The organism is Bradyrhizobium sp. Ken01, from assembly GCF_055807355.1.
The window spans coordinates 87,295-109,120 of sequence record NZ_JBVVPC010000018.1 but is presented as its reverse complement, the minus strand read 5'-3'; the positions used below and the strand labels follow the sequence as shown (position 1 = coordinate 109,120).

The 21,826-nt window shown below is 58.0% G+C and carries 19 protein-coding genes and 1 pseudogene; 15 read left to right on the top strand and 5 right to left on the bottom strand.

Annotation, left to right across the window (positions count from 1 at the left end; genetic code table 11):
- The first annotated feature begins 118 nt into the window (after positions 1–118).
- The 4 genes from AC0L3S_RS18935 (at position 119) to AC0L3S_RS18920 (ending at position 3,366) form a co-directional block, all read left to right on the top strand.
- Positions 119–718, top strand: coding sequence for a GNAT family N-acetyltransferase (locus tag AC0L3S_RS18935; RefSeq protein ID WP_259219223.1), 600 nt, complete (start codon positions 119–121; stop codon positions 716–718).
- 85 nt (positions 719–803) lie between these two features.
- A complete protein-coding gene (locus AC0L3S_RS18930; RefSeq protein ID WP_259219225.1) occupies positions 804–1,913 on the top strand; it encodes a histidine decarboxylase in 1,110 nt (369 codons plus the stop codon).
- 405 nt (positions 1,914–2,318) lie between these two features.
- On the top strand, positions 2,319–2,981 hold the full coding sequence (locus AC0L3S_RS18925; protein ID WP_456652750.1) for a helix-turn-helix domain-containing protein: 663 nt from the start codon (positions 2,319–2,321) through the stop codon (positions 2,979–2,981).
- A 67-nt stretch (positions 2,982–3,048) separates the two neighbouring features.
- Positions 3,049–3,366, top strand: a complete 318-nt coding sequence (locus tag AC0L3S_RS18920) for a hypothetical protein (protein WP_259219227.1) — start codon at positions 3,049–3,051, stop codon at positions 3,364–3,366.
- Here AC0L3S_RS18920 and AC0L3S_RS18915 read toward each other — a convergent pair.
- A complete protein-coding gene (locus AC0L3S_RS18915; protein WP_259219228.1) occupies positions 3,363–4,091 on the bottom strand; it encodes a TetR/AcrR family transcriptional regulator in 729 nt (242 codons plus the stop codon). The genes AC0L3S_RS18920 and AC0L3S_RS18915 overlap by 4 nt on opposite strands.
- Positions 4,092–4,229: 138 nt before the next feature.
- Between AC0L3S_RS18915 and AC0L3S_RS18910 the strand changes: the two genes are divergently transcribed.
- On the top strand, positions 4,230–5,429 hold the full coding sequence (locus tag AC0L3S_RS18910; RefSeq protein ID WP_259219229.1) for a cytochrome P450: 1,200 nt from the start codon (positions 4,230–4,232) through the stop codon (positions 5,427–5,429).
- 137 nt (positions 5,430–5,566) lie between these two features.
- Here AC0L3S_RS18910 and AC0L3S_RS18905 read toward each other — a convergent pair.
- The 3 genes and pseudogenes from AC0L3S_RS18905 to AC0L3S_RS18895 all read right to left on the bottom strand — a co-directional run.
- Positions 5,567–5,728: pseudogene (locus AC0L3S_RS18905) on the bottom strand (Y-family DNA polymerase); the annotation flags it as partial.
- 223 nt (positions 5,729–5,951) lie between these two features.
- Positions 5,952–6,350 (bottom strand): Rid family hydrolase, encoded by a 399-nt coding sequence (locus AC0L3S_RS18900; protein WP_259219230.1) that lies wholly within the window; start codon positions 6,348–6,350, stop codon positions 5,952–5,954.
- A 106-nt stretch (positions 6,351–6,456) separates the two neighbouring features.
- Positions 6,457–7,983: an NAD(P)/FAD-dependent oxidoreductase gene (locus AC0L3S_RS18895; protein WP_259219231.1), complete on the bottom strand. Its 1,527-nt coding sequence runs from the start codon at positions 7,981–7,983 to the stop codon at positions 6,457–6,459.
- A 45-nt stretch (positions 7,984–8,028) separates the two neighbouring features.
- Here AC0L3S_RS18895 and glnT point away from each other — a divergent pair, with 45 nt between their 5' ends.
- The 4 genes from glnT to AC0L3S_RS18875 all read left to right on the top strand — a co-directional run bounded on the left by glnT (position 8,029) and on the right by AC0L3S_RS18875 (position 12,387).
- The gene (glnT, locus tag AC0L3S_RS18890; RefSeq protein WP_259219232.1) at positions 8,029–9,375 is read left to right on the top strand and encodes a type III glutamate--ammonia ligase; all 1,347 of its coding nucleotides are present in this window, start codon (positions 8,029–8,031) and stop codon (positions 9,373–9,375) included.
- Positions 9,376–9,399: 24 nt separating this feature from the next.
- Positions 9,400–10,296, top strand: a complete 897-nt coding sequence (locus tag AC0L3S_RS18885; RefSeq protein WP_259219233.1) for a class II glutamine amidotransferase — start codon at positions 9,400–9,402, stop codon at positions 10,294–10,296.
- A 115-nt stretch (positions 10,297–10,411) separates the two neighbouring features.
- Positions 10,412–11,059: a GltB/FmdC/FwdC-like GXGXG domain-containing protein gene (locus AC0L3S_RS18880; RefSeq protein ID WP_259219371.1), complete on the top strand. Its 648-nt coding sequence runs from the start codon at positions 10,412–10,414 to the stop codon at positions 11,057–11,059.
- Positions 11,059–12,387, top strand: coding sequence for an FMN-binding glutamate synthase family protein (locus AC0L3S_RS18875; RefSeq protein WP_259219234.1), 1,329 nt, complete (start codon positions 11,059–11,061; stop codon positions 12,385–12,387). The genes AC0L3S_RS18880 and AC0L3S_RS18875 overlap by 1 nt, the downstream gene beginning before the upstream one ends.
- 14 nt (positions 12,388–12,401) lie before the next feature.
- On the opposite strand, the gene AC0L3S_RS18870 is transcribed toward AC0L3S_RS18875, so the two are convergent.
- Positions 12,402–13,454, bottom strand: coding sequence for a helix-turn-helix transcriptional regulator (locus AC0L3S_RS18870; protein WP_259219235.1), 1,053 nt, complete (start codon positions 13,452–13,454; stop codon positions 12,402–12,404).
- A gap of 603 nt (positions 13,455–14,057) precedes the next feature.
- Between AC0L3S_RS18870 and AC0L3S_RS18865 the strand changes: the two genes are divergently transcribed.
- The 6 genes from AC0L3S_RS18865 to AC0L3S_RS18840 are packed head-to-tail and all read left to right on the top strand — an operon-like array spanning position 14,058 to position 21,808.
- Complete coding sequence (locus AC0L3S_RS18865; RefSeq protein WP_259219236.1) at positions 14,058–15,344, top strand: ABC transporter substrate-binding protein; 1,287 nt, start codon at positions 14,058–14,060, stop codon at positions 15,342–15,344.
- Positions 15,344–16,114 carry an ABC transporter ATP-binding protein gene (locus tag AC0L3S_RS18860; protein WP_259219237.1) on the top strand — a complete coding sequence of 257 codons (771 nt, stop codon included), beginning with the start codon at positions 15,344–15,346 and terminating at the stop codon, positions 16,112–16,114. The genes AC0L3S_RS18865 and AC0L3S_RS18860 overlap by 1 nt, the downstream gene beginning before the upstream one ends.
- Before the next feature lies 1 nt (position 16,115).
- Entirely contained in the window at positions 16,116–16,883 is a 768-nt protein-coding gene (locus AC0L3S_RS18855; protein WP_259219238.1) for an ABC transporter ATP-binding protein, read from the top strand.
- 3 nt (positions 16,884–16,886) lie between these two features.
- Positions 16,887–17,768: a branched-chain amino acid ABC transporter permease gene (locus AC0L3S_RS18850; RefSeq protein ID WP_259219239.1), complete on the top strand. Its 882-nt coding sequence runs from the start codon at positions 16,887–16,889 to the stop codon at positions 17,766–17,768.
- A 3-nt stretch (positions 17,769–17,771) separates the two neighbouring features.
- Complete coding sequence (locus tag AC0L3S_RS18845; protein ID WP_259219240.1) at positions 17,772–19,427, top strand: branched-chain amino acid ABC transporter permease; 1,656 nt, start codon at positions 17,772–17,774, stop codon at positions 19,425–19,427.
- Positions 19,428–19,474: 47 nt separating this feature from the next.
- Positions 19,475–21,808: a LamG domain-containing protein gene (locus tag AC0L3S_RS18840; RefSeq protein WP_259219241.1), complete on the top strand. Its 2,334-nt coding sequence runs from the start codon at positions 19,475–19,477 to the stop codon at positions 21,806–21,808.
- Positions 21,809–21,826: the final 18 nt, after the last annotated feature.

Below are 21,826 nucleotides of genomic sequence, written 5' to 3'. Positions count from 1 at the left end.
GAGCTGCTAGCGATGGAATGAGGATGTCCGGCACCGCGAATGCCTCAGGTCAGAACCTCATCCCTCCGTTGAAGCTTTCCTTCCATGTCTTTGTTCGTACACTTCGGGAGCGTTAATCGTGCAAATCCCAAAAGAAAATGAGGCGATCAAGCTAGTCTCCTCTGAGGACCGCGCAAGGGTCAGTGCCGTTCTTACGACGGCCTTCACAAGCTGCCCATTGTTGAGATGGCTTTATCCCGAGCCGGACCGCTACTTGCGGAATTTCGGCAAATTCCTCGAGTACTACTCTGGTGATCCCTATACGGATCGAAGCGGCGCGTGGTTCAACAACGGCGATAAAGGCGCGCTGCTCTGGCTAACCGACGAAGTGCACCGGGACGATGCGCGGTTGATCAAGTTTCTACTTGGTAGCGTTCCTGACTTCAGACGAGCCGAAACCGAAGACGTTTTCGATCAGTTCGGCAAATATCACCCCCAGAAAGCCTGTTGGTACTTTACGATGCTGGGTATCGATCCCATCCATCAGCGCTCCGGACTCGGGGAACGTCTTTATCGATACGGCCTCGGGATCTTGGACGAGGCGAAAGGACTCGCTTTCACTGAGGCCACCAGCTCCGAGTCGGCGAGATTGTATCAGCGCCTGGGGTGGGAAGTTCTCGGAGAGGTTCAGATCGGCAGTTCGCCATCGTTCTTCCCGATGGTGCGTTATCCGAAGTGACTGCGAACTAGGTGCGTACGGTTGGACCGGCGGTGGACCAGAATAGCTGACGCATGGTCCCCGGCGAGAATCAGAAGAGACATTCATGCGCGACTTAAACGCCGCAAAGCGACTTGATGATCTGTTCCAGTCAATGAAAAGGGCAAACGAATCATTCCTCGGCTATCCATTTGCTAAGGGCTTCAACTATGAACAGCTGTGGCGTTTCATGAAGTTGACGGGCAACAATCTTGGAGACCCTTTCGAGCCGGGAACTTACCGGGTCAATTCCCATGAGCTCGAATGCGAAGTCGTCAACTTCTTTGCTCGGCTTTTTCGGGCACCCTCGTGCGAGTTTTGGGGCTATATAACCAATGGAGGTACCGAGGGGAACATCTACGGACTGTATCTTGGCCGCGAGCTGTATCCAGGCGCTATCGTCTACTACTCGCGAGATACGCACTACAGTGTCAGCAAAGGCGTTCGACTGCTTGGGCTGGAGCATCGGGTCGTGGCCGCGCAGTCCAGTGGAGAAATCAGTTATGAAGATCTAGGAGAGCAGGCGGCACAATACCGATCTCGCCCTGCCATCGTCGTTGCGAACATCGGCACCACGATGAAGGAAGGCAAAGATGACATCTGTAAAATCCGCAGCGTCCTCCATCATGAGGGCATCACCCAGATCTATATCCACTCGGACGCGGCACTGTGCGGACCGTACGCGCCGTTCCTGGACTCGAAGCCGGCATTCGACTTTGAAGATGGAGCGGACTCGATCACACTCAGCGGACACAAGTTTCTGGGAGCGCCGATGCCGTGTGGGGTCGTAATCTCGCGGAAGCAACATGTCCAGCGTGTCATGGGACGGGTCGATTACATCGGCAGTTCGGATACAACCTTGAGCGGATCGCGCAATGCGTACACGCCGATTACTCTTTGGTATGCCATCCATACTCTGGGTGTCGAGGGAATTAGAGACACGTTCGGCCAATGTGAGCAGCTAGCGGGCTACGCAGCAGATAAGCTTCGTGCAATCGGGATCGCCGCGTGGCGTAATCCCCATGCGCTCACGGTCGTCTTTCCGCCAGTCGGAGAAGGCATCAAGAGCAAATGGCAAATTGCGACTGCAGATGTTAGCCACCTGGTCGTCACTCCTGGCACGACCAAGCGCCAAATCGACTCGCTAATTGAATCGATGTCGAGGGCCAGAACGTGAGATTCCAACTATCGAAATTCCGGCCTCAAAATGCCTTGGCACTCTCTGGCAATCGATGGGATGACGTACTCGGAATTGGCGGCCGGATGGCGCAGGCAAAGTCCTGCCACGCTGCCGTTGAGTGCGACGCATCAAAGCGCCAGCGACTGAGTCGAAAATGCCGCCGCATTCCGCTGCTTGCATTCGTCAACCACACTATCGGAGTTTCTCGCGCGCAGACAGCGTCTAGCCAGGCTGGCAGTGGGTAACGTGATGGCGAAGTCCTAAGCTAATCGTGACAATTCCTGAGCTGTTCGAGTGCTAGGCGATTGTGGCTCAGCAGTAACGCTCCATCCTCTTCATCGATCGAGCCACGGTACTCGAAGAGCGTCTAAACGCGCCATCTTACAGGAGAGGAATGCTGAATTGCGCAAGGTCGATCGAGCGGATCGCAAGCGCCCAAGTAACCAAAAGAATGAACGAGTGGACCGGCAGCTTCTGAACGACGCGGCCGGGGCCACGAAAGTGCCCATCGATCAGAGAATAGGCGCTACCATTCGTCGCGTTAGACGCGAGCAGGGGCTTACGCTTGCCAATGTTGCGTCGGCTGCCGATATCTCGTCTTCGATGCTCAGTCGTTTTGAGACCGGCAAATCGACCGCTAGCCTAGCGCAGCTCGAGCGCTTATGCGTGACATTCGGCGTCGACCTCGCGCTATTTCTAAATGCGATCGAGCAAGCGAAACGCGAGCCCGAGTTCATCAAGGCCTCTGCTCGAAAGGAGGTCATGCGCGCGGGTACTAAGTACGGGCACACCTTCCATTCACTTTCGCAAATCAAAGGATCTGGGAAGGACTTCGAATCTTTCCTCGTTAATGTGAATAGGAGCCAAAGATATCCGCGCTTTCGGCATCGCGGGACGGAGTTCATCTATATGCTGAATGGCACGGTTCAATATAGATACGAAGATGACCGCATACTCCTTCAACCCGGCGATGCATTAACAATTCCGGACAATGTCACTCATGGTCCGGAAAAGCTCTTCGATGATAACATTCAGTTCATCGCCATTATCATACATAAGTCGTAGAATAGGACGATCCGCGGCCTTTGTGAAAAACTAGCTTCTCTGGTCTTACCTCGGTCGGAAAGCCGAAATGACCTACGTTGAGAAGCCTCGAGTCAGCATGGTGTTTGTCGAGCATCGCCTCGACGAGCAGCTTCTTAAGCCTGGCATTCTCGTCGCCCAGCCCCTTCAGGCCGAGTTGCGGCTCAGCCTGCCCCTCACCGTGGGCGAGGACAACGACACTCCAAGAAGCCGAACCGGCTTTGGAGCGGCATCTCGTTTTCCAGCAATTCTGTCGCGTAGGTGTCCGTCTTCGTTTCGGTACGCTCAGCGCATCCTTTCGCACGACAGCCCATTTCTTGGCTGCGAGGATAGGTCGGCTGCAATCAAGCCGGCGCTGCCGAACTAAAGAAAATCACCGATGGTAACTCTCGGCCAGGTCTGTGTGCGCCGAGCGGCTTTAATCTTCGCCGACCAAGCGTCGATGAGACTGCCGAGGACCAATCGTCCGTTGCCACGAATATCTGGCCATTTCATCGTTGGAGTTCCCAGTGGCAGCGAGATCACCCCATGCGCCGCCGATAGCAGGGCGGCCGCTAGACGCTCCGTCAGCCCCGGCCTCGCCTCCACCCCCAATTCGGAAAGATACTCCGCGATCGAAGTCACAAAGAGCCCGTATCCCTTTCGTACGATCTCAGTTTCACCGAAATAAACCCCATCGGGAAAACGCCTGTCCTCGACCGTGCCGGCCATCGAATAGAGCGATCGAAAATGATCGGGGTTGTCGACCCAATAATCGATATAGCCCTCCATGACGCGCCGCAGCCGGGCCTCGCCGTTGGAATGGAGCGCGCGGACTTGTTCGAGCCGATCCGCCATTTCCTCGAGATTCCGCTCCTTCACTGCCAGCAGCAGCAGGATCTTGGTGGGAAAGTATTTGAGAACCGTGCCCTTCGAGTAACCGAGCGCATCGGCGATCTTCTGGATCGAAACGGTTTCGAGTGTGCCGCTCGCGAACTCCTTTTGCGCTGTCTCAAGGATTCGAGCCTGCAACGCCCGCTTGTCAGCTTCTTGGCGCGCGCGCTTCTGAAAGCGCCGCATCCCTTTAGAGTTTCCTGATCTCTCGGTCGACATCCCAATCTCCGCCCGGTGTGTCCTGCCGCTACATGGCTGGAATCACGAGTAATTAACGCCATTCAACTCGTAGCTTGCCAACTCCAGTGATAAATGACTGTAGTCAATTAACTTGAGGCGACCAAATGGAGGAAAGCAGTGGCAACGTCGGCACGCGAGTATGCCTGCAGCGATTTTGATCCGTTCGACTGGGACACTCGCATCGACCCCTATCCGGCCTACGCCGCGCTTCGTGCGAAGGCACCCGTCATCCGGCTAGAGAAGTACGGCATCTTCGCCGTGCCGCGTTTTGCCGAGATCAAGGCGGTCTTTGCCGACCAGGTGAACTTCAGCAATGCCGGTGGTGCCGGCATCGCAAATTATTTCAAGGAGAAGCCGTGGCGTGCGCCGAGCATTGTCCTTGAAGCTGACCCACCGCTACATACACGCACCCGAAAGGTGCTAGCGCGGATCATGTCACCTGGTGCAATGCGAGGCCTCGAGAATGGCTTCAAGGCCAAGGCCGCCGCGCTGGTCGATGAACTGGTCGAAAAGAGATCGTTCGACGCAATCCGCGATCTTGCCGAAATATTTCCGGTGACTGTATTTCCGGACGCCCTGGGCATCGACACTGAGGGCCGCGAAAATTTTCTGACCTACGGCGCAATGGTGTTTGCCGGCATGGGGCCGGAGAACGATTATTTTCGAAGTCTGATGGCCAAGGCACCTGAGGTTTTGCCTTGGGTTGCTGCAAAATGCCAACGGGACGCCTTGACTCCGGGCAGTTTTGGCGCGCAGGTCTACGAGGCTGCCGATAGCGGCGAAATTACCCATGACGAAGCACCTCTGCTCGTCCGGTCCTTTCTCTCGGCGGGACTGGATACGACAATCAGTGCAACAGGCATGGCCCTCTTTAGTTTGGCCCGTCATGCGGAGCAGTGGGCCATATTGGCTGCCAATCCTTCGCTGGCGCGCGCGGCGTTCGATGAGAGCCTGCGCTATGATTCCGCCGCACCTTACGTGTTCCGGACCACACCGCATGAAACCGAAATCGCTGGCGTGCCGATCGGCAAGCACGAGAAAGTGTTGCTCCTGATCGGTTCGGCAAATCGCGACGAAACGCGGTGGGAACGGCCTGAGCAGTTCGACATCACCCGGCGCGTTTCGGGACATATCGGCTTCGGCACCGGGATCCACGGCTGCGTGGGGCAGATGGTCGCGCGGCTCGAAGGCGAAGCCGTGCTGGCCGCCTTGGCGGCGAGCGTCGCATCAATCGAGATAACGGGCGAGCCGGTATACCGCGACAGCAGTGGATTGCGGGCACTCAGCTCGCTGCCGGTACGCGTTACGACGAAATAGCCTCAGGCCGGGCTCTTTGCAGCGCAAGGGCGCCACCACTGGCACGAGTCGCCGACCGGCGCGCCAGATGGCCGTTAGGGTCGGCGCGGGGAAATTGTGCGGCTTTGGCTTAAGATGCGCGCGCTCGCGGGCTTCGCGGCGACCGCCTTGTGCACCTCGAAGCGCGGCTTCACGAGGATGAGGTCGGGGCATTGCCTCTTCGCCGTCCCCGACCGTATGGCCGACCGAATGCCGAACTTGCGGTCTTCGTAGCATGCAGTCGCCACCACGCCGCAGGACGTGTGGCGTGCCGATGGATGCGATGCGTAAGCTTCCCGAAAAAGCAGGCCTGAGGCTTGCGCTCCGCGATTACCTCGACAAAATATGCTCGCCAGCCTGCTCATAGGATCGAAAAAGGCCCGAAGCTCGTTCGAGCTCCGGGCAAGTGGAGGGAGAAGCACCCGATAGGGCACCCTGCCGCCATTCGCTAGGTCCCTAGCTCGCTGGCGGCTGCGAATCACTGATTTGGCGGGAGCGCTGAGCCTATTCGATCAACGCATAGGCCTCGATCTCAACGAGCTGCCACTCGCGCAACATCGAGGTGACTTGAACAAGCGTTGAAGCCGGTCGAATCGCGTCGAAGATCTCAAGGTGAGCTCTTGCGACTTCGTCGGCGTCAGCAATATTGCGGACGTAGACAACAGTTCGGACAACATCACTAAGTTCCGCGCCTGCTGCCCCAAGTGCAAGCGAAATTATCTTGAACGCGCCTATCGCTTGGTCATAAGCGCAACGCGCTTCGAAGCCGGCCGGCGCACATGTGCCGGAGACGTGTATTTGGCCACGCTTCGCAACCGCTCGCGAATACCCAAAGATATTTTCATAAGCTCCGCCAGAGGATATGTTTTGCCTATTTCGTCGCGCTCTCGTATCAACTGTCATCTATACTCCTTCCGTGCAATGTCGTGGTGGCGGTAGTTAGTCGAGTCTGGCGGGCCCTCCCGTTCACAAGACCAGCAGTTTCAAACGCTGCAATCGGTGCTCTGTCTTACAGCCCTGTGGCATCGCGGACACGGTACCATGCTTCGAAACAAGGTACCGCCGGTCTTGCGAATGCGTGCAAAGCATGACTTGGAAACGTCAGCGCATCGAATGCCGACCGGCCTTCCGCCTTCCCGAGCATTTGAAGCGCAATCTTTCGTCCGAAATGGGTAGATCGCGAAACGCCCGTTCCGCAATATCCCATCGCGTAATGGATGCCATCGGGCGTGCGACCCAAGTGCGGGAGCTCATCGAACGTATACCCGATCAAGCCGCTCCAGGCGAACGACACCCTCACATCGCTCAACATCGGAAACGTGCGGAGGACATCGCGAGCCAGATGCGAATACCCGGCAAGAGCGGAATCTCTGGCGAAATGGTTTCCGCGTCCGCCCCAGATTAGCCGGTTCTCCCCCGGTGCTGGACGGAAATAGAAGAAGACGCGATGGGTGTTGCCGTAGACGCGCCTCTTTGGCATCAGCTGATCGAAGAGGTTCGCGGGTATTGTCTCGGTGGTCAGTTGCGCCGAGCGGATCGGGACAATCCGCTTACCAAAGAACGAGCCCACATTCTTGGTGTACCCATTTGTTGCAATGAGAACTTCTCTGGCCTGAGTCTCAAAGCCATCGAAGTGTAACGTATGTACGGTTCGCTGACTTGTGATCTCGCGTACGGCGGCTTGACCGTGAACCACAGCACCAGCCTGGATGACCCGGTCCAAAAGTCCCGCATGATACCTGCCTGGATGCAGGCTCGCATCGTCCGGTAGCAGCGATCCGCCATGGAAAAGATCTGAGCCGATCTCCTTATGCTGCTCAGATCGAGTGATCATACACGAGTCGACGCCGACGTACTGTCTCAAGTCTTCCATGTCGCGAGCCATCCTCTCGTAATGCTCTGGCCGCATCGCGCCTCGGAATCGCCCGCAACGGGCAAATGAGCAGTCGATCTTCTCTCGTTTGACAAGGGCTTCGATGCCGTCGAGCATCTCGATCCCTTCGCGAAGCAACTCGATCGCTTTCCGCTCGCCCTTCATCTGGACGAGGGTCTTCACCCGAAACTTCTGATTGCCGCTGCCGACTTGGCCGCCATTGCGCGTGCTTGCGCCAAAGCCGGGCACTCCAGCGTCAACGACCACGACGTGCCGTCCCGCACGAGCAAGGACCAAGGCGGCAGAAAGTCCGGTGAATCCCGCTCCGATGACAACAACGTCGGCTTTCTTCGGCGGCCTTGGCCAAGGGCCCATCATCGGGGGCGCTGCGTGCCACCAGAAAGGAGTGCCCGGCGTGGACCAGGACTTGGCGCAGCCTTCCGCAAGCTCCCACAGGCGAATGCCTATCTGCTCTTTTTCGGCGTCAGCCATTTCGATGGAGATCGACACGTCGTGTCCTAAGCGTGAGAGCAACTTGCATATAATAAAAATAACTTGCACAAAATGCAATATCAGAATACAACTTCTTCGTCGGGCATGGGCAATGCGCCAGACTTGGTGCAACATGGCGACGAGCCATTCAAAGGAGAAGTCAGAATGCATCTCCCGAACGCGTGGACTGGTGCATTGTCACCCGGATGTTTGGCGATGCCCAGGCAGTTGGACCTTGCCGGCGCGCACGCGTTTCTCAAGCAAGCGGGTGTCCGTTACGTTCTTGCGCAATTCGTCGATCTGCACGGAGTCGCCAAGAGCAAAGCCGTGCCGGTGCAGCATCTCGATGATGTTTTGACGGACGGAGCCGGATTTGCGGGCGGTGGCGCGTGGGGCCTTGGACTTCTTCCCCATGAAGCCGAATACATGGTGATCTGCGAGCTCGATACATTGACGGTGACGCCATGGGCGCCGGGATATGCGCGCATGATGGGCGTCGGCACCGTGAAGGGTGAGCCGCATCCGATCGACACGCGTAATGTTCTCAAGCAGCAAGTCGCCCGACTTGCTGAGCGCGGGTGGACGCTCAATACGGGACTGGAGCCCGAGTTCATTCTGCTGCGGCGGGAGCCGGATGGCAAGCTGTCGCCATTCGACGGGACTGACACGCTCGCCAAGCCCGCCTATGATTATCGCGGCCTCATGCGTGGCCGCAGCTTCCTGGAGCGCGTGACGGAATGCTTACAGGCCGTTGGAATCGACGTCTACCAGATCGATCATGAAGACGCCAACGGGCAGTATGAAATCAACTTCAAATACGCCGACGCCCTAAAGACGGCGGACCAGATCGTCTTCTTCAAGATGGCGGCCTCGGAAATCGCCCACGACCTGGGTGCGATCTGCTCCTTCATGCCCAAACCGCGCGCCAACTCTACGGGTAATGGCATGCATATCCACTGCTCGATCGCCGATGGAGACGGTCGGAATCTCTTTCACGATCAAGCAGACCCGAACGGAATGGGCTTAAGCAGGCTCGCCTACCATTTCCTGGGTGGTGTACTCGCGCATGCAAAGGCATTGACGGCGCTTCTGGCGCCGACCGTGAACTCCTACAAGCGTCTCGTTGTTGGTAGGACTTTGTCCGGTGCGACATGGGCTCCCGCCTTCATTGCCTACGGAGACAACAACCGCACCGCCATGGCACGAGTTCCCTATGGCAGACTTGAGATACGCACCGGCGACAGCAGTATGAATCCCTACCTTGCGACCGCAGCGCTCATAGCCGCGGGCCTCGATGGTGTCGAGCGCAAGCTCGAGCCAGGTGAGCCCAAAAACGTCAACTTCTATGGCCTGTCCCTCGAGGCCATCAAGGAAATGGGCGTGGAGCTGCTTCCTCAGACGCTCACCGAAGCGCTCGATGCGCTCGAAGCCGATCGGCTATTTGCCGGCACGCTCGGGGAGCCGGTGATCAAGGAGTTCGTCTCGCTAAAGAGATCGGAGTGGCTGGAGTACCACCGCCACATCTCCGATTGGGAAATCGACAGGTACCTCAACTTCTTCTGATCCTATCGTGTGCCGGAGATCAAAATGTGTGGAATTGCAGGCCTGTTCATCAAGGGCTCACGACTTCAGCCGCAGCTCGGGGAGTTGCTTGCCTCAATGACATCGACCCTCTGTAGCCGGGGCCCGGACTCTGCCGGTTTTGCGCTCTACACGGCAGAAGTGGCAGGCAAGACGAAGCTGACGCTCACTTCTGTGGCGGGAAGGTCGGACTTTGAAGCGTTGGGCGTGATGCTCTCACGGTCGACAGGTGTTCCGGCTTCGTTAGTAAGCCGCTACACCCATGCGGTTTTGACCGTGCCAACCAACCTGGTGCGACTGTGCCGCGATTGGCTCTCGGAGAACACTCAGGATGTTCGGATCTTGAGCGAGGGGGCCAACCTCGAGATCTACAAGGAAGTCGGCTACCCCGACGATGTCTCGCGGTCGTTCGATATTGCATCTTTTGCTGGCACGCACGGCATCGCCCATACGCGGATGGCGACTGAATCCGCTGTATCCACGACAGGCGCTCACCCATTTTCGACGGGGCGGGACCAGTGCCTCGTCCATAACGGGTCGCTCTCCAATCACGCATCACTTCGGCGTGAGCTTCAGCGCGATGGGATCGTGCCTCAGACGGAGAACGATACCGAGGTTGCGGCGGGTTACTTAACCCGTGAGTTGAAGCGGGGCAGAACGCTAGGAGAAGCTCTCAAATCAAGTCTGGACGATCTCGATGGCTTCTTCACCTTTGTGGTCGGGACCAAGAACGGTTTCGGCGTGCTCCGGGACCCGATCGCTTGCAAGCCCGCGGTGATGGCTGAGACGGATGATTACGTCGCGTTTGCATCCGAATATCGGAGCCTCACCGCGCTTCCGGCGATCAAAAACGCGCGGGTGTTCGAGCCCAAACCGGCCACACCTTATTTCTGGGAGCACTAGGTAAATGAAGCAAATCATCGGCGATTGGCCGCATAGCGATCTTGGCCAGCAGCGATCGCTGGGTCGTACGCGGGAGATCGATCTTTTGACAACGCCGCTACGCGATCTCAACGCAATGTTGCAGGCACTCAGCAGCGAAGTGAACACAGACGAGGCGTCTTGGCGGGTCCTAAACCCCGATGGCGCACACGCAATTGCTGTCGGCATCGACGCGCCAGTCGATGTCGAAATCGCCGGCCATGTCGGCTACTATTGTGGTGGCATGACCAAGTGGGCCAGCATCGTCATTGATGGAAATGCCGGCCAGGGCGTCGGTGAAAACATGATGTCCGGTCTGATACATGTGAAGGGTGATGCCAGCCAGTGTGCTGGCGCTACTGCACATGGTGGTCTCCTTTTGATCGATGGCAATGCAAGCGCTCGCTGCGGTATCTCCATGAAGGGGGTGGATATCGTCGTAAAGGGTGACATCGGGCACCTGTCGGGCTTCATGGGGCAGACCGGCCGCCTCGTCGCATTCGGCGATGCCGGCGAAGCCTTGGGCGATTCGATTTATGAAGCTCGGATCTATGTGCGCGGAAAAGTCGAGAGTCGCGGGGCCGATTGCATCGAAAAGGAGCTGGGGGACGAGCATCGCGCCGAGCTGTTCGCGCTCCTCAAGCAGGCCGGTGAGGCTCACAAGATCGACGTGTCGGAATTCCGGCGCTATGGGTCCGCTCGCAAGCTCTATAATTTCAACATCGACAATGCCGGGGCCTATTGATGAGTGCGATCGAGAAGATGTGGGGCTACATTCCACCGCGCCCGTCCGCCACTTTTGACGATCACGCGATCGCCGAAATCCGGCGCGCGGCCGCGACCGGCATCTACGATATTCGCGGCGGTGGCACCAAGCGCAACGTCCCGCATTTTGACGATCTTCTGTTCCTCGGCGCGTCGATGTCGCGCTATCCGCTGGAGGGCTATCGGGAACGCTGCGACACCAGCGTGGTCCTCGGGACCCGCTTTGCCAAGAAGCCCGTCAAACTCGCCATCCCCGTTACCATCGCAGGGATGAGCTTTGGCGCTCTGTCGGCCCAAGCCAAGGAGGCGCTCGGTCGGGGAGCAGGTCTGGCCGGGACATCGACCACCACCGGAGACGGAGGCATGACGCCGGAGGAGCGGGGTCAGTCCAAGACACTAGTCTACCAGTATCTGCCCTCCCGCTATGGAATGAACCCGGACGATCTGCGCAAAGCCGACGCAATCGAGATCGTCGTAGGGCAGGGGGCCAAGCCTGGAGGCGGCGGCATGCTGCTTGGACAGAAAATCTCTGATCGCGTCGCAAGAATGCGGTCTCTGCCTAAGGGGATAGACCAACGGTCTGCTTGCCGGCACCCGGATTGGACGGGGGCTGATGACCTGGAAATCAAGATCTTGGAGCTACGTGAGCTGACTGGGTGGGAAAAGCCGATCTACCTGAAAATCGGTGCAAGCCGCCCCTCTTATGACGTGGCTCTCGCTGTGAAAGCGGGGGCAGACGTCGTGGTGCTCGACGGCATGCAGGGCGGTACGGCAGCAACGCAAGATGTCTTCATCGAGAACGTCGGAATTCCGATCCTTTCGGCGATCCGGGGCGCAGTGCAGTCGCTGCAGGATCTCGGCATGCATCGAAAGGTGCAGTTGATCGTCTCAGGCGGAATTCGAAGCGGCGCCGATGTCGCCAAGGCTCTTGCACTGGGCGCGGATGCGGTCGCAATCGGCACCGCCGCGCTAATCGCGCTCGGCGACAACGATCCCCGGTACGACGACGAATACCGGGCGCTCGGGACGAGGGCAGGCTGTTACGATGACTGGCACGAAGGCAAGGATCCGGCGGGCATCACCACTCAAGATCCGACCCTCTCCTCACGGCTCGATCCGGTGCTCGCGGGGCGCAGGCTGGCGAACTACCTCAAGGTGATCACGCTGGAAGCGCAGACCATCGCGCGGGCGTGCGGCAAGAGCCGCCTGCATAATCTGGAGCCGGAGGATCTTGTTGCTTTGACCATCGAGGCTGCTGCAATGACGCGGCTTCCTTTGGCCGGGACAAATTGGATACCCGGCTCCTAATCAGGACTCAGTTTTCAAGCTGAGCTTGCGGTCTCCCAGACGTCGCGACCGTGAGCGTTCTTGGAAGGTGTTTGCGCAAGCAACAGCCCCTCGGACATGGTTCTAGCCGCGAGCTGAGCTCGCGAAACACAATCCATTTTCGCAAGGATGTGCTCGATGTGAGTCGACACCGTGCGCGGGGAGACAAACAACTGCTCTGCAATCTGCGGATTGGACGCGCCGGTCGCAACCAGATGCAAAACCTGGACCTCTCGGAACGAGAGATCGTAAGGCCAAGGAATTTGCTCCTCCGTCACCAGCACCATATTGCGCTGGCACGGTATGATGGAGACGCGGTGGCAACGGCCGGTATCATCGCTCCACAGGAAGCGCCGTGGCGTCCAAGGCCTCAGCCTGTCCAATAGCAATCGACGCAGGGCACCGTCTTCCCCGAGATGGGGACCGGGGCTGCGCGACAGCAGATCAAAAGCTGCACCGCTCGAAGATATGACCAGCGCGAAAGAGTCCGGCGCCACCCCCTCCGCAATGAGACGTGGCGTTCGGAGCCGGTCACATAGCTCGGCCAGAATGGGACGGAATCGCTGAGTGATCTCTCTGCGCTCATCGGTTGCGGCAACCGCGGCGGTCCAGTTCATATGGAAGGCCCCGACATAGCGTCCATCGGACAGCCGCAGGCACATGGTCGAGCCCTCGTGGAAGCCTGAGGGAATGAGAAATTCGCGAGCGGTCAGAGTATCGGGAAACCAAAGATTCCAGTCCTGCTCGCAGTCTCGCCACCTGAGAGAGCGCGGATCGTCTCGGTGTGCGATTGTGAATGCCGGATTGTTTTTCACGAAATCATCGTTGATGTGCTCGAGCAGCTTGTCGGAATAGCCGTCGCTCGCGAGCGTCTGATGCCGATGGGTCTGAGCTAGCGGATCCCAGGCGGTCAAGGTGAAAGCTGAGCACCGTACCAAGTCGCGAATAAGTCGGGTGGCTTCTATCGTCCTGTCCAAGAGTTGCGCACGTGGATCGGCCGATGCCTCGTCCCACGGAACAATCACCGAACCCTCTAAATGTGCACTCACTGCTTCCTCCTGAGATATTTCCGAAAGGAGCCAGTCGGTAGCGTTCGGTTTATTGCGATTTATTGAGCGGCTGTCCTGCCGCCGTTGGTTCTCGGAGGCTCCAAGGCGCTCGCTTGTTGATAAGTCTATGCCCAATTGGGCCTTTTGGCACCGGAAATTCGAACCTATCAGTCAAACAAGAGAGGCATTGGCCTTTCTAACTGGAGCATCAACTCGTCCCATGTACCGTTGAACAGTTGAAACCAATGCGAGGACCCGCGGAGTGCGTCAGCCGAAATTTCTCCGGGACTTCTCCTGCCGCGCGGCTCGGGAGAGATGTCCGACAAATCCGTCAACCGACGTATTGAAGCATCGCCTTCGACGTTGGAAGCTCCCAGCCTATGGCACGCGGTCTTTTGCGCCTCAGAGGCGGCATTCGAATAGCCGATTCGTTCGCATCGTTCGGATAGGAATGGCCCGCAAACAGCAAGATTCGTTTTTTGTTGCATTTGCATGAAGTAAAAATGACTTGCATGAAATGCAAACAAGGAATAGGTTTTGTCATCGGTAGGCGCAACCGGGGCCATCCGACGATCTCGATCGGCGCAGGAGGAGGACGTTAAAATGACTTCAAAGCTGACCAGGCGGACGGTGACGGCGGGAATCGGTGCCGGCTTGGCCATGCCGTGGATTGTGCGGTCACATGCCTTGGGCGGACAGCCCATTGTGATCGGAATTCCCGCTGCCCAAACCTCGGCCGCTGGCGTCGCCGACCACCTGGATTTCATTCAGGGGACGACCCTTGCGGTTGAAGAAATCAATGCAAACGGCGGCGTGCTCGGCCGCGAGCTCAAGATATTCACGGTCGACATTGATGTGCTCTCGCCAGAGAGCAGCAAGCAGGCGGTTGCTGCCTGCGTTGACGCGAAGGTGGACGCCATCTCCTTCGCATTTACGCTGGTGCCGGTGCCGGCGATGGATGCGTCAGTGAAGTACAAGTGTCCGTGGATCCACGGCAGCGCACAACGCGCAGGGAGCGAGGCCGTCAAGAACAATCCGCAAAAGTATAGCCATGTCTTCCAGACGCCCCCCTCGGAAGTCGACTATGGCTGGACCTATCCGATCTGGCTCGAGCATGAAGAAAAGAGGGGCGTCTGGAAGCCGAAGAACCGAAAGGTTCACATCGTCCAGGAGCAGGTCGCTTACTGCCAAACCATTTCCAAAGCGGCGCAGGAGGCCTTCACGAAGCGCGGCAATTTCGAAGTGGCACGGATCACTGACATTCAGTTTCCGGTCCAGGACTGGGCGCCCGTCATCCGCGAAATGAAAGAAGTGGGCGCTGCTGCAATCATGGTCGACCATTGGGTCGCGGCCGAATATGCAGCCTTCTGCAAGCAGTTCGTGGCCGATCCTGTGCCGGATTCTCTGGTCTACCTCCAGTATGGCCCGTCACAACCTGAGTTTCTGCAGCTAGCAGGCAACTCTGCCAACGGCTTCGTCTGGTCGACGACGATGGGCCTCTATGCAGATGAGTCGGGCCGCGAATTTGCGCGCAAGTACAAGAAGCGGTTCCCGGGGATTATGGGATTTGCCTATCCCAGCATCTCGTATGACCAGACCTACTACCTGAAGAAGGCTTGGGAAGCGGTCGGCGATCCCCGCAAGTTCAAGGAGGTCTGCGACTGGATCCGAGCCAATCCTCAGCGCGGGGTGAGCGGGTTCATGAACATGAACAACGCCTATCAGGAGAGCTTCCATTTCCCCAACAATGGCGGTGACACGCTCCAAGTGTCGGAGATCGATAAAGGCGTGTCTCAGTTGTACTTCCAGGTTCAGAACGTGGAGCACAAGCTGATCTTTCCGAACGAAGTTGCTGAATCGAAGCTTCAAAAAGCGCCGTGGTGGTCCTGATGTTGAAGACCGCGCACGAGAACCGATCGTGGGACAATAAGTCGTCTCAGCCGCTGTTCTCGTGCAGCGGTATTCATCTCGACCTCGGCGGACGGGAGATCCTTCGGGACATCAACATTCATGTAGGGCTCGGAGAGGTGCTTGGCGTCATCGGCCCGAACGGCGCCGGTAAGACCAGCCTCTTCGAGGTGTTGTCCGGCCGTCTGACGCCTAAAAGTGGCAAGGTGACCTTCAAGGGCCAGGATGTCACCGCTCTACCACTGCACAAAAGGGCGAGGCGCGGGATTGGACGAACTTATCAGACACCCGTGATTCCGGAGGAGTTGACGGTCGGCGAAACCTTTAAGGCGGCGCGACAGGCATTTCCGCCATATCTGACAAAATTTGACGCGGAATACGGCGCTGAGCTCGTCGGCTTGAAAGTCGATGAGGATGTTCCGACGGCTCAGCTGGAAACCCTGAACCGCCGAAAACTTCTGCTCGCCTGCCTTTTAATGCGCCGGCCCTCGCTCTTGTTGATGGATGAACCGGCAGCCGGTCTGATCAACTCGGAAGTAGAGGAGATCGATTTCCTTCTTCGCCTGCTCTCGAAGGAAATGAACATCTCTATCATCATCGTTGAACACCGAATTGAGCTTTTGGGAACGATTGCCGATCGCGTCATGGTGATGGATGCAGGCGAGGTGATCTCGGAAGGCTCCATGGCGAAGGTGCTCTCCGACCCAAAGGTCCACGCGGCTTATTTCGAAAACGTTGACGAGGCGACTTGACATGAACGTCATGCAGCAAGATCTCGGCCGAGCCGAACACTCGCAGGTTCGACGGCGTGAGGTGCTCAACGTGTCCGGTCTGTCGGCCGGATATGGCCCGATGAGGGTCATTCACGACCTCGACCTGATTGTCAGCTCTGGAGAGCGCATCGGCATTGTGGGTCTCAACGGTCATGGAAAGTCGACCTTGTTCTACGCGATCGCCGGGCTGACGGGCTGGCAACGGGGGTCGATAAAGCTGAACGGCGTCGAGGTCGGCCGCACGCGGAGCCAAGGCCCGGGACGCTACACGCACCAGATCGTGCGTGCAGGACTTGCCCTCATCCCGCAGGGCGACGAGATCTTTCACGGACTGACCGTTGAAGAACATCTTGACTCGGGGGCGTTCACCCCGCGCTCCTGGCGCGAGCGGAAAGAGCGCAAGGAGCGCATGCTTCAAATATTTCCACCTCTGAAGAAGCTGATGAACGTCCCGGTTGGTCGGTTGTCGGGTGGCGAGCGGCGCATGGTATCCATTGGCCGCGGCCTGATGGGAGAAGCCTCGCTCTTCCTTGTCGATGAGCCTTCACTTGGGCTTGCGCCAAAGATCGGAAAGAACGTGATCGACGCGCTGATGGCGCTCGATCTTGGTGGATCAGCGATGGTGATTGCGGAGCAGAACGTGTCCCTGCTGGAGGGGCGCGTTGATCGAATCATCGGAATGCATGTGGGCAAGCTGAAAGGCGAAGCGTCGGTTGGGCTGATGCTGCAAGACCACGGAAGGGCATGAGCCATGGATGTCTGGTTTGTCGTCAGCAACACGATCGTCTTGGCCTGCATTTATGGCACGCTTGCCATTGGTGTATCCATTACGTGGTCAAGCCTGGGGCTGCTAAATCTCGCATACGGACTCATCTTCGCTTTTGCGGGTTATGGAGCCTGGCTATTTGCCCAACACGTCTCGAGCTGGGGCCCCGCCGTTCTCGCAAGCGGTGTTCTGTCAGGGGCTCTGGGTGGTCTCTTTGTCTGCGCCCTGGCCTTCATTCCCATCCACGACAAGCCGAACTTCACGATCAGGGGACTGATTGCGACGCTGGCCATAAACCTGATCGGGACACAATCCCTTCTCTGGTGGTTTGGTCCGCGCTCCAAGAGCTTGCCGGAGATATTCGGGACCTGGAAGGTCTCTCTGTCCGGAATAACGTTAACGGCCGACAAGATCGGTAATGTCGTCACCTCGATCCTCATGCTTCTACTCGTGCTCAGGTGGATGCGATCGAGCCGACGCGGCCTTGAAATCCGGGCCATGATGATGAATCCCCACGCCGCCTCCATCGTCGGCATCGGCGTGCGACGCACATCGTTCTACGTCATGGCTATCACCGGCGGTTTGGCGGGCCTTGCGGCCGTTCTCTTATCCCAGACCTATTATATTTCGCCGTTCGGTGGTCTTACGCCGATGATCAAGGCGGTGAGCATCGCGCTGTGTGGCGGGCTTGGAAGTGTGCAGGGAGCAATGATTGCAGCGGTCGTGCTCGGCCTGAATGAAGCGCTCACGACAGTCTCCATAGGCGGCCGCTACATTCTGATCACGCAATTCCTGATGATTATCATAATCCTGCTGGTGCGCCCGAGGGGAATCGCGGGAATTTTGGACAGGGCAAGGGAGGCTTAAAGCATGACCCAGGGCAGCCAAGCTCAGAGGACGTGGCGAAACCCATTGTTCGTGTGGGACAGCGAGCAGGAAGCAGAACAGCTTCCGACCGCCTCCTTCGTCAGCCATCAGGAGATCTGGGACACGACGCGCACCGCCAGGACAAAGCTGTTTCCGGTGGGACGGCTGCGATACTACCACAAATGGGCCGGCCACAGCAAAAACCTGTGGCAGCGCCACCGCTACTGGCCGACCCGCCGCCGGGTGCTGCGCGTTCGCGGAGAGTATAACGAGAAGAGCCTTCGGCGAGAGAAGACGATCGTCGACAAGCGTCCCATCTGGTGGGTGATGGGACTGATCGCACTTGCGCTAATTCCCCTGGTCACACCGGCCAGTCTCGAAAACACGCTGCTCACGGCGGGCGTCACTTTCGGGATCTACGCTGCCATTAATCTATGCTGGATGCTGGTCATCGGGACCGCGAGCATCTTCTCGCTGGCAACCTATGCCATTGTTGGCACGGCAGCTTTCGTAACAGCATATACGTCAACCACGCTTGGGCTGCCGTGGTGGGCGATGCCGCCACTCGGCGCGATGGTGGGATTGATCTTCGGAGGCATCATTGCGCTGCCCGCGACCAGGCTTGACGGGTTCTACTATGCTCTGCTGACGCTTGGTCTCAATGAGCTCTGCCGCGTCTACTTCGTCACGTCCAAGCAATTCGGGTCAGCGACGGGCGGCCTCTATGGTGCCACCACCTACATACCCCAGGACTGGTCCTCGTCCGGACAGCTGCAGCTGGCCTATTATGCGTGCTTTGCGCTGATGTTGCTTGCGCTGCTCCTTTATCGCTTCATCAACGGACGGCGACTAGGGCGCATCTTGCGAATGGCGCCTGAGAAGCGGGAAGCTTTTGCCGAGGCTACCGGTGTTAACTACCGTCAGGCGCGCGTCCGGGTGTTTCTGGTCTCGTCGGTTGCGCTGGGCTTCATCGGCGGCTTCTATTCCACAACCTACGGCGGTGTGGCGTTCTCAATTTTCAGTTTTGATACAGTTTTGCTTGGACTTGCCATGCTCGTGATCGGCGGCATCGGGCGGTCTGAAGGCGCGGTGGTCGGCACACTGATCGTGGTCTTTTTCGATAAAGTCCTGATCACGCTCGGGCCGATGCGCCTGATCATCATCGGGCTGATTATGCTGTTCGTTGTGCTCTATCTTCGCAACGGTCTGTTCGGCATCAAGCAGCAGTTCCGTACCTGGAGAGACAAGAAGAAGAGTGAACGCCGCTCCACCCGCGCGGAAAAGGGCGGCGAGTTACTGCCTGAGGAAGCGACCGAAGCCGGCAGCGTGGATGACGTCTATCGTCGCCGCTATGACAAGATGCAGCGCGAATTCCTGAAGAAGCTCGTGACGCCTGAAGTCATTGATGAGCATCGACGCGCGCCACAGGGCCAACACAGCGCCGCGCTGGAACGGCTTCTGATTTACTTCCGGAACCAGCCGCAACCGGACAAATACGCGATCACCACGCTCCAATCGATCAAGGGCTACCGCATCGTCGCGCTCTCAGGTCACCGGGGTGTCGCTCCTCGCGTGGTCGAGGACAAGATCTACGGGTCGCCCGTCGAAGCCTATCACGGTGTGTTTCTACGCCGGGTCCAAGATCTTCTCGAATCCTAAGCCGCGAGTCGAGACGCGGAGCATAGATGTGAGTGGAGAGTCACTAGATGGCACAAGTTAAGCTCTTTGGCTATTCGGACAAGATTTCGGTGAAGCCGGGAGACGTCATCCAGTTTTATGTCAATGCCGACGGGACAGACGCTGCCGAAGCGCACTTGGTCCGCCTGATCCATGGCGATCAGCATCCCGCGGGCCCAGGATTCGTCGAAGAGGAGATTGACTGTTCTGTCAATGGAGCCTGGCGCGTCGAAAAGCAGTACACGCAAGTGGGCTCGTTTCTCGAAGTGGCCGACCGCGAGCGCCGGCTGGCTCTAGAGGGGAGCCTCACTGTCTTTGCGTTTATCCATCCCTTGTGGCCGCAGGTTGGCCTGAGACAGTGCCTTGTCGGCCGGTGGGACAACGACAAGAACTGTGGCTTTGGCCTCGGCATCAAGCAGAACGGGCTGTTGGAGTTCTGGGTAGGCCAGGGCGAGGAGGTCGATTACCTCGAAGCCGAGGTGCCGCTCCAAGCCAACATGTGGTACTTCGTCGCTGCGAGCCTCGATGCAAAGACCGGTCGCGCCACGCTTTATCAAGAGGGCGTGGTCAACCGCTATAATAGCGTGCTCGGCAAGGTCGCTCCACTTGACCTCAGCTCGCATGTCTCTGAAGTCTTCCGCTTCCGGCCCAAGCATTTGGCCGATACGCCATTCTTGATGGCGGGATCGCGGGATTGGCACGAGAAGCGGGGGCACTTCGTCTCGCAACTCTATTGCGGCAAAATCGACCGGCCTGGATTGTTTAATCGCGTGCTGGGTCGTGATGAGCTCGACCTCATCCGAAGCGGGTACATTCCGCCATCCGAAGGCATGGTGGCTTATTGGGACACGACCCACGGATATACCGATCGGGGCATTGGCGATCTCGTGACCGACGTCGGTGCGTTCAAGCTGCACGCCAAGGGCTACAATCGGCCAGTTCGTGCACAGACCGGGTGGAACTGGAGCGGACGGAACGACTGCTTCCGACTGGCACCGAATGAATACGGCGGCGTCGAATTCCACTCCGACGCGCTCATTGATTGCAATTGGAAGGCCACGAAGGCACTCAAGCTCCCGGAGGAGCTACGGAGTGGCGCCTACGCCATGCGCTTGCGCGCGGGTCCGGGTACCGGCTTGGGTGAGGAATACATCCCCTTCTTTGTTCGCCCGAAGGTGCCGACTGGCCGGATCGCCTTCCTGGTGCCAACAGCAAGTTATTTGGCCTACGCCAACGAGCATCTGAGCTTCGATGCACCGATCGTGCAGGGCATGACGGGCATGACCCCGATCCTGACCGAGATCGATATCGAAATGTACAAGAACCCGGAGTTCGGGCACGGCTGTTACGATTCATGGGCGGACGGCCAGGGTGTCTGCTACAGCTCTTATCGTCGACCAGTGGTCAACATGCGGCCCAAATACCGCATCTCAAGCATGGATATCACCTGGCAGTACCCTGCCGATCTATCAGTGATCGCCTGGCTTGAACACCACAACTACGATTATGACGTACTCACCGACGAAGATCTCGATCTGGAAGGGGTTGCGGCGCTCAAACCGTATCGCTGCGTCATCAGCGGGACGCATCCTGAATACTATTCCGAGCGGATGATGGATGCGACCGAGGACTACATTGAGGGAGGCGGACGATATATTTATCTTGGGGCGAACGGATACTACTGCAACGTTGCCATCCGCCAAGATGAGCCGTGGGTGCTCGAGTGCCGCAAGTTCGGAGACACCTGGAAGGCTTGGGAGGCGCGTCCTGGCGAGCACTACATGGCGACCACCGGGCAAAAAGGCGGTCCCTGGAAATGCCTCGGCAGGCCGCCACAGAAGATCATGGGCGTTGGCTTTGTATCGGAGGGGTTTGGCAGGAGCGAGCCGTTTTTCCGGATGCCGGACAGTTATGATCCGACACTGTCCTGGATCACTAAGGGGGTCGAGGGTGAGATCATTGGAGATTTCGGCCTTGCTTATAATGGAGCCGCCGGCGTCGAACTGGATCGTTACGACCTGACACTCGGAACGCCACCGAACGCGAAAGTGATCGCTTCATCCGGTGGCCATACCGACAACTACATTACGCATGTGCAGGTTCAATTGCATCAACATCCCGGGATCACCGGCAGCTACGATTACCGCGTGCGTGGGGACATCACCTACTTCGCCACTCCCAACCATGGCGCGGTCTTATCTTGCAGTTCGATTGCTTTTGGCCAGGCGCTGCCGGTAAATGGATTCGAGAACAATGTTTCTCGACTCCTGGCCAATGTCGTCGACGCCTTCGTCAAACCTGGGCCGCTGCCCGATGCAGCGCCGGCTGAAGCCGTGCCAAAGCCCGAGACTGTCGCTTCGTAAGTTGCGCGATACTGAAGG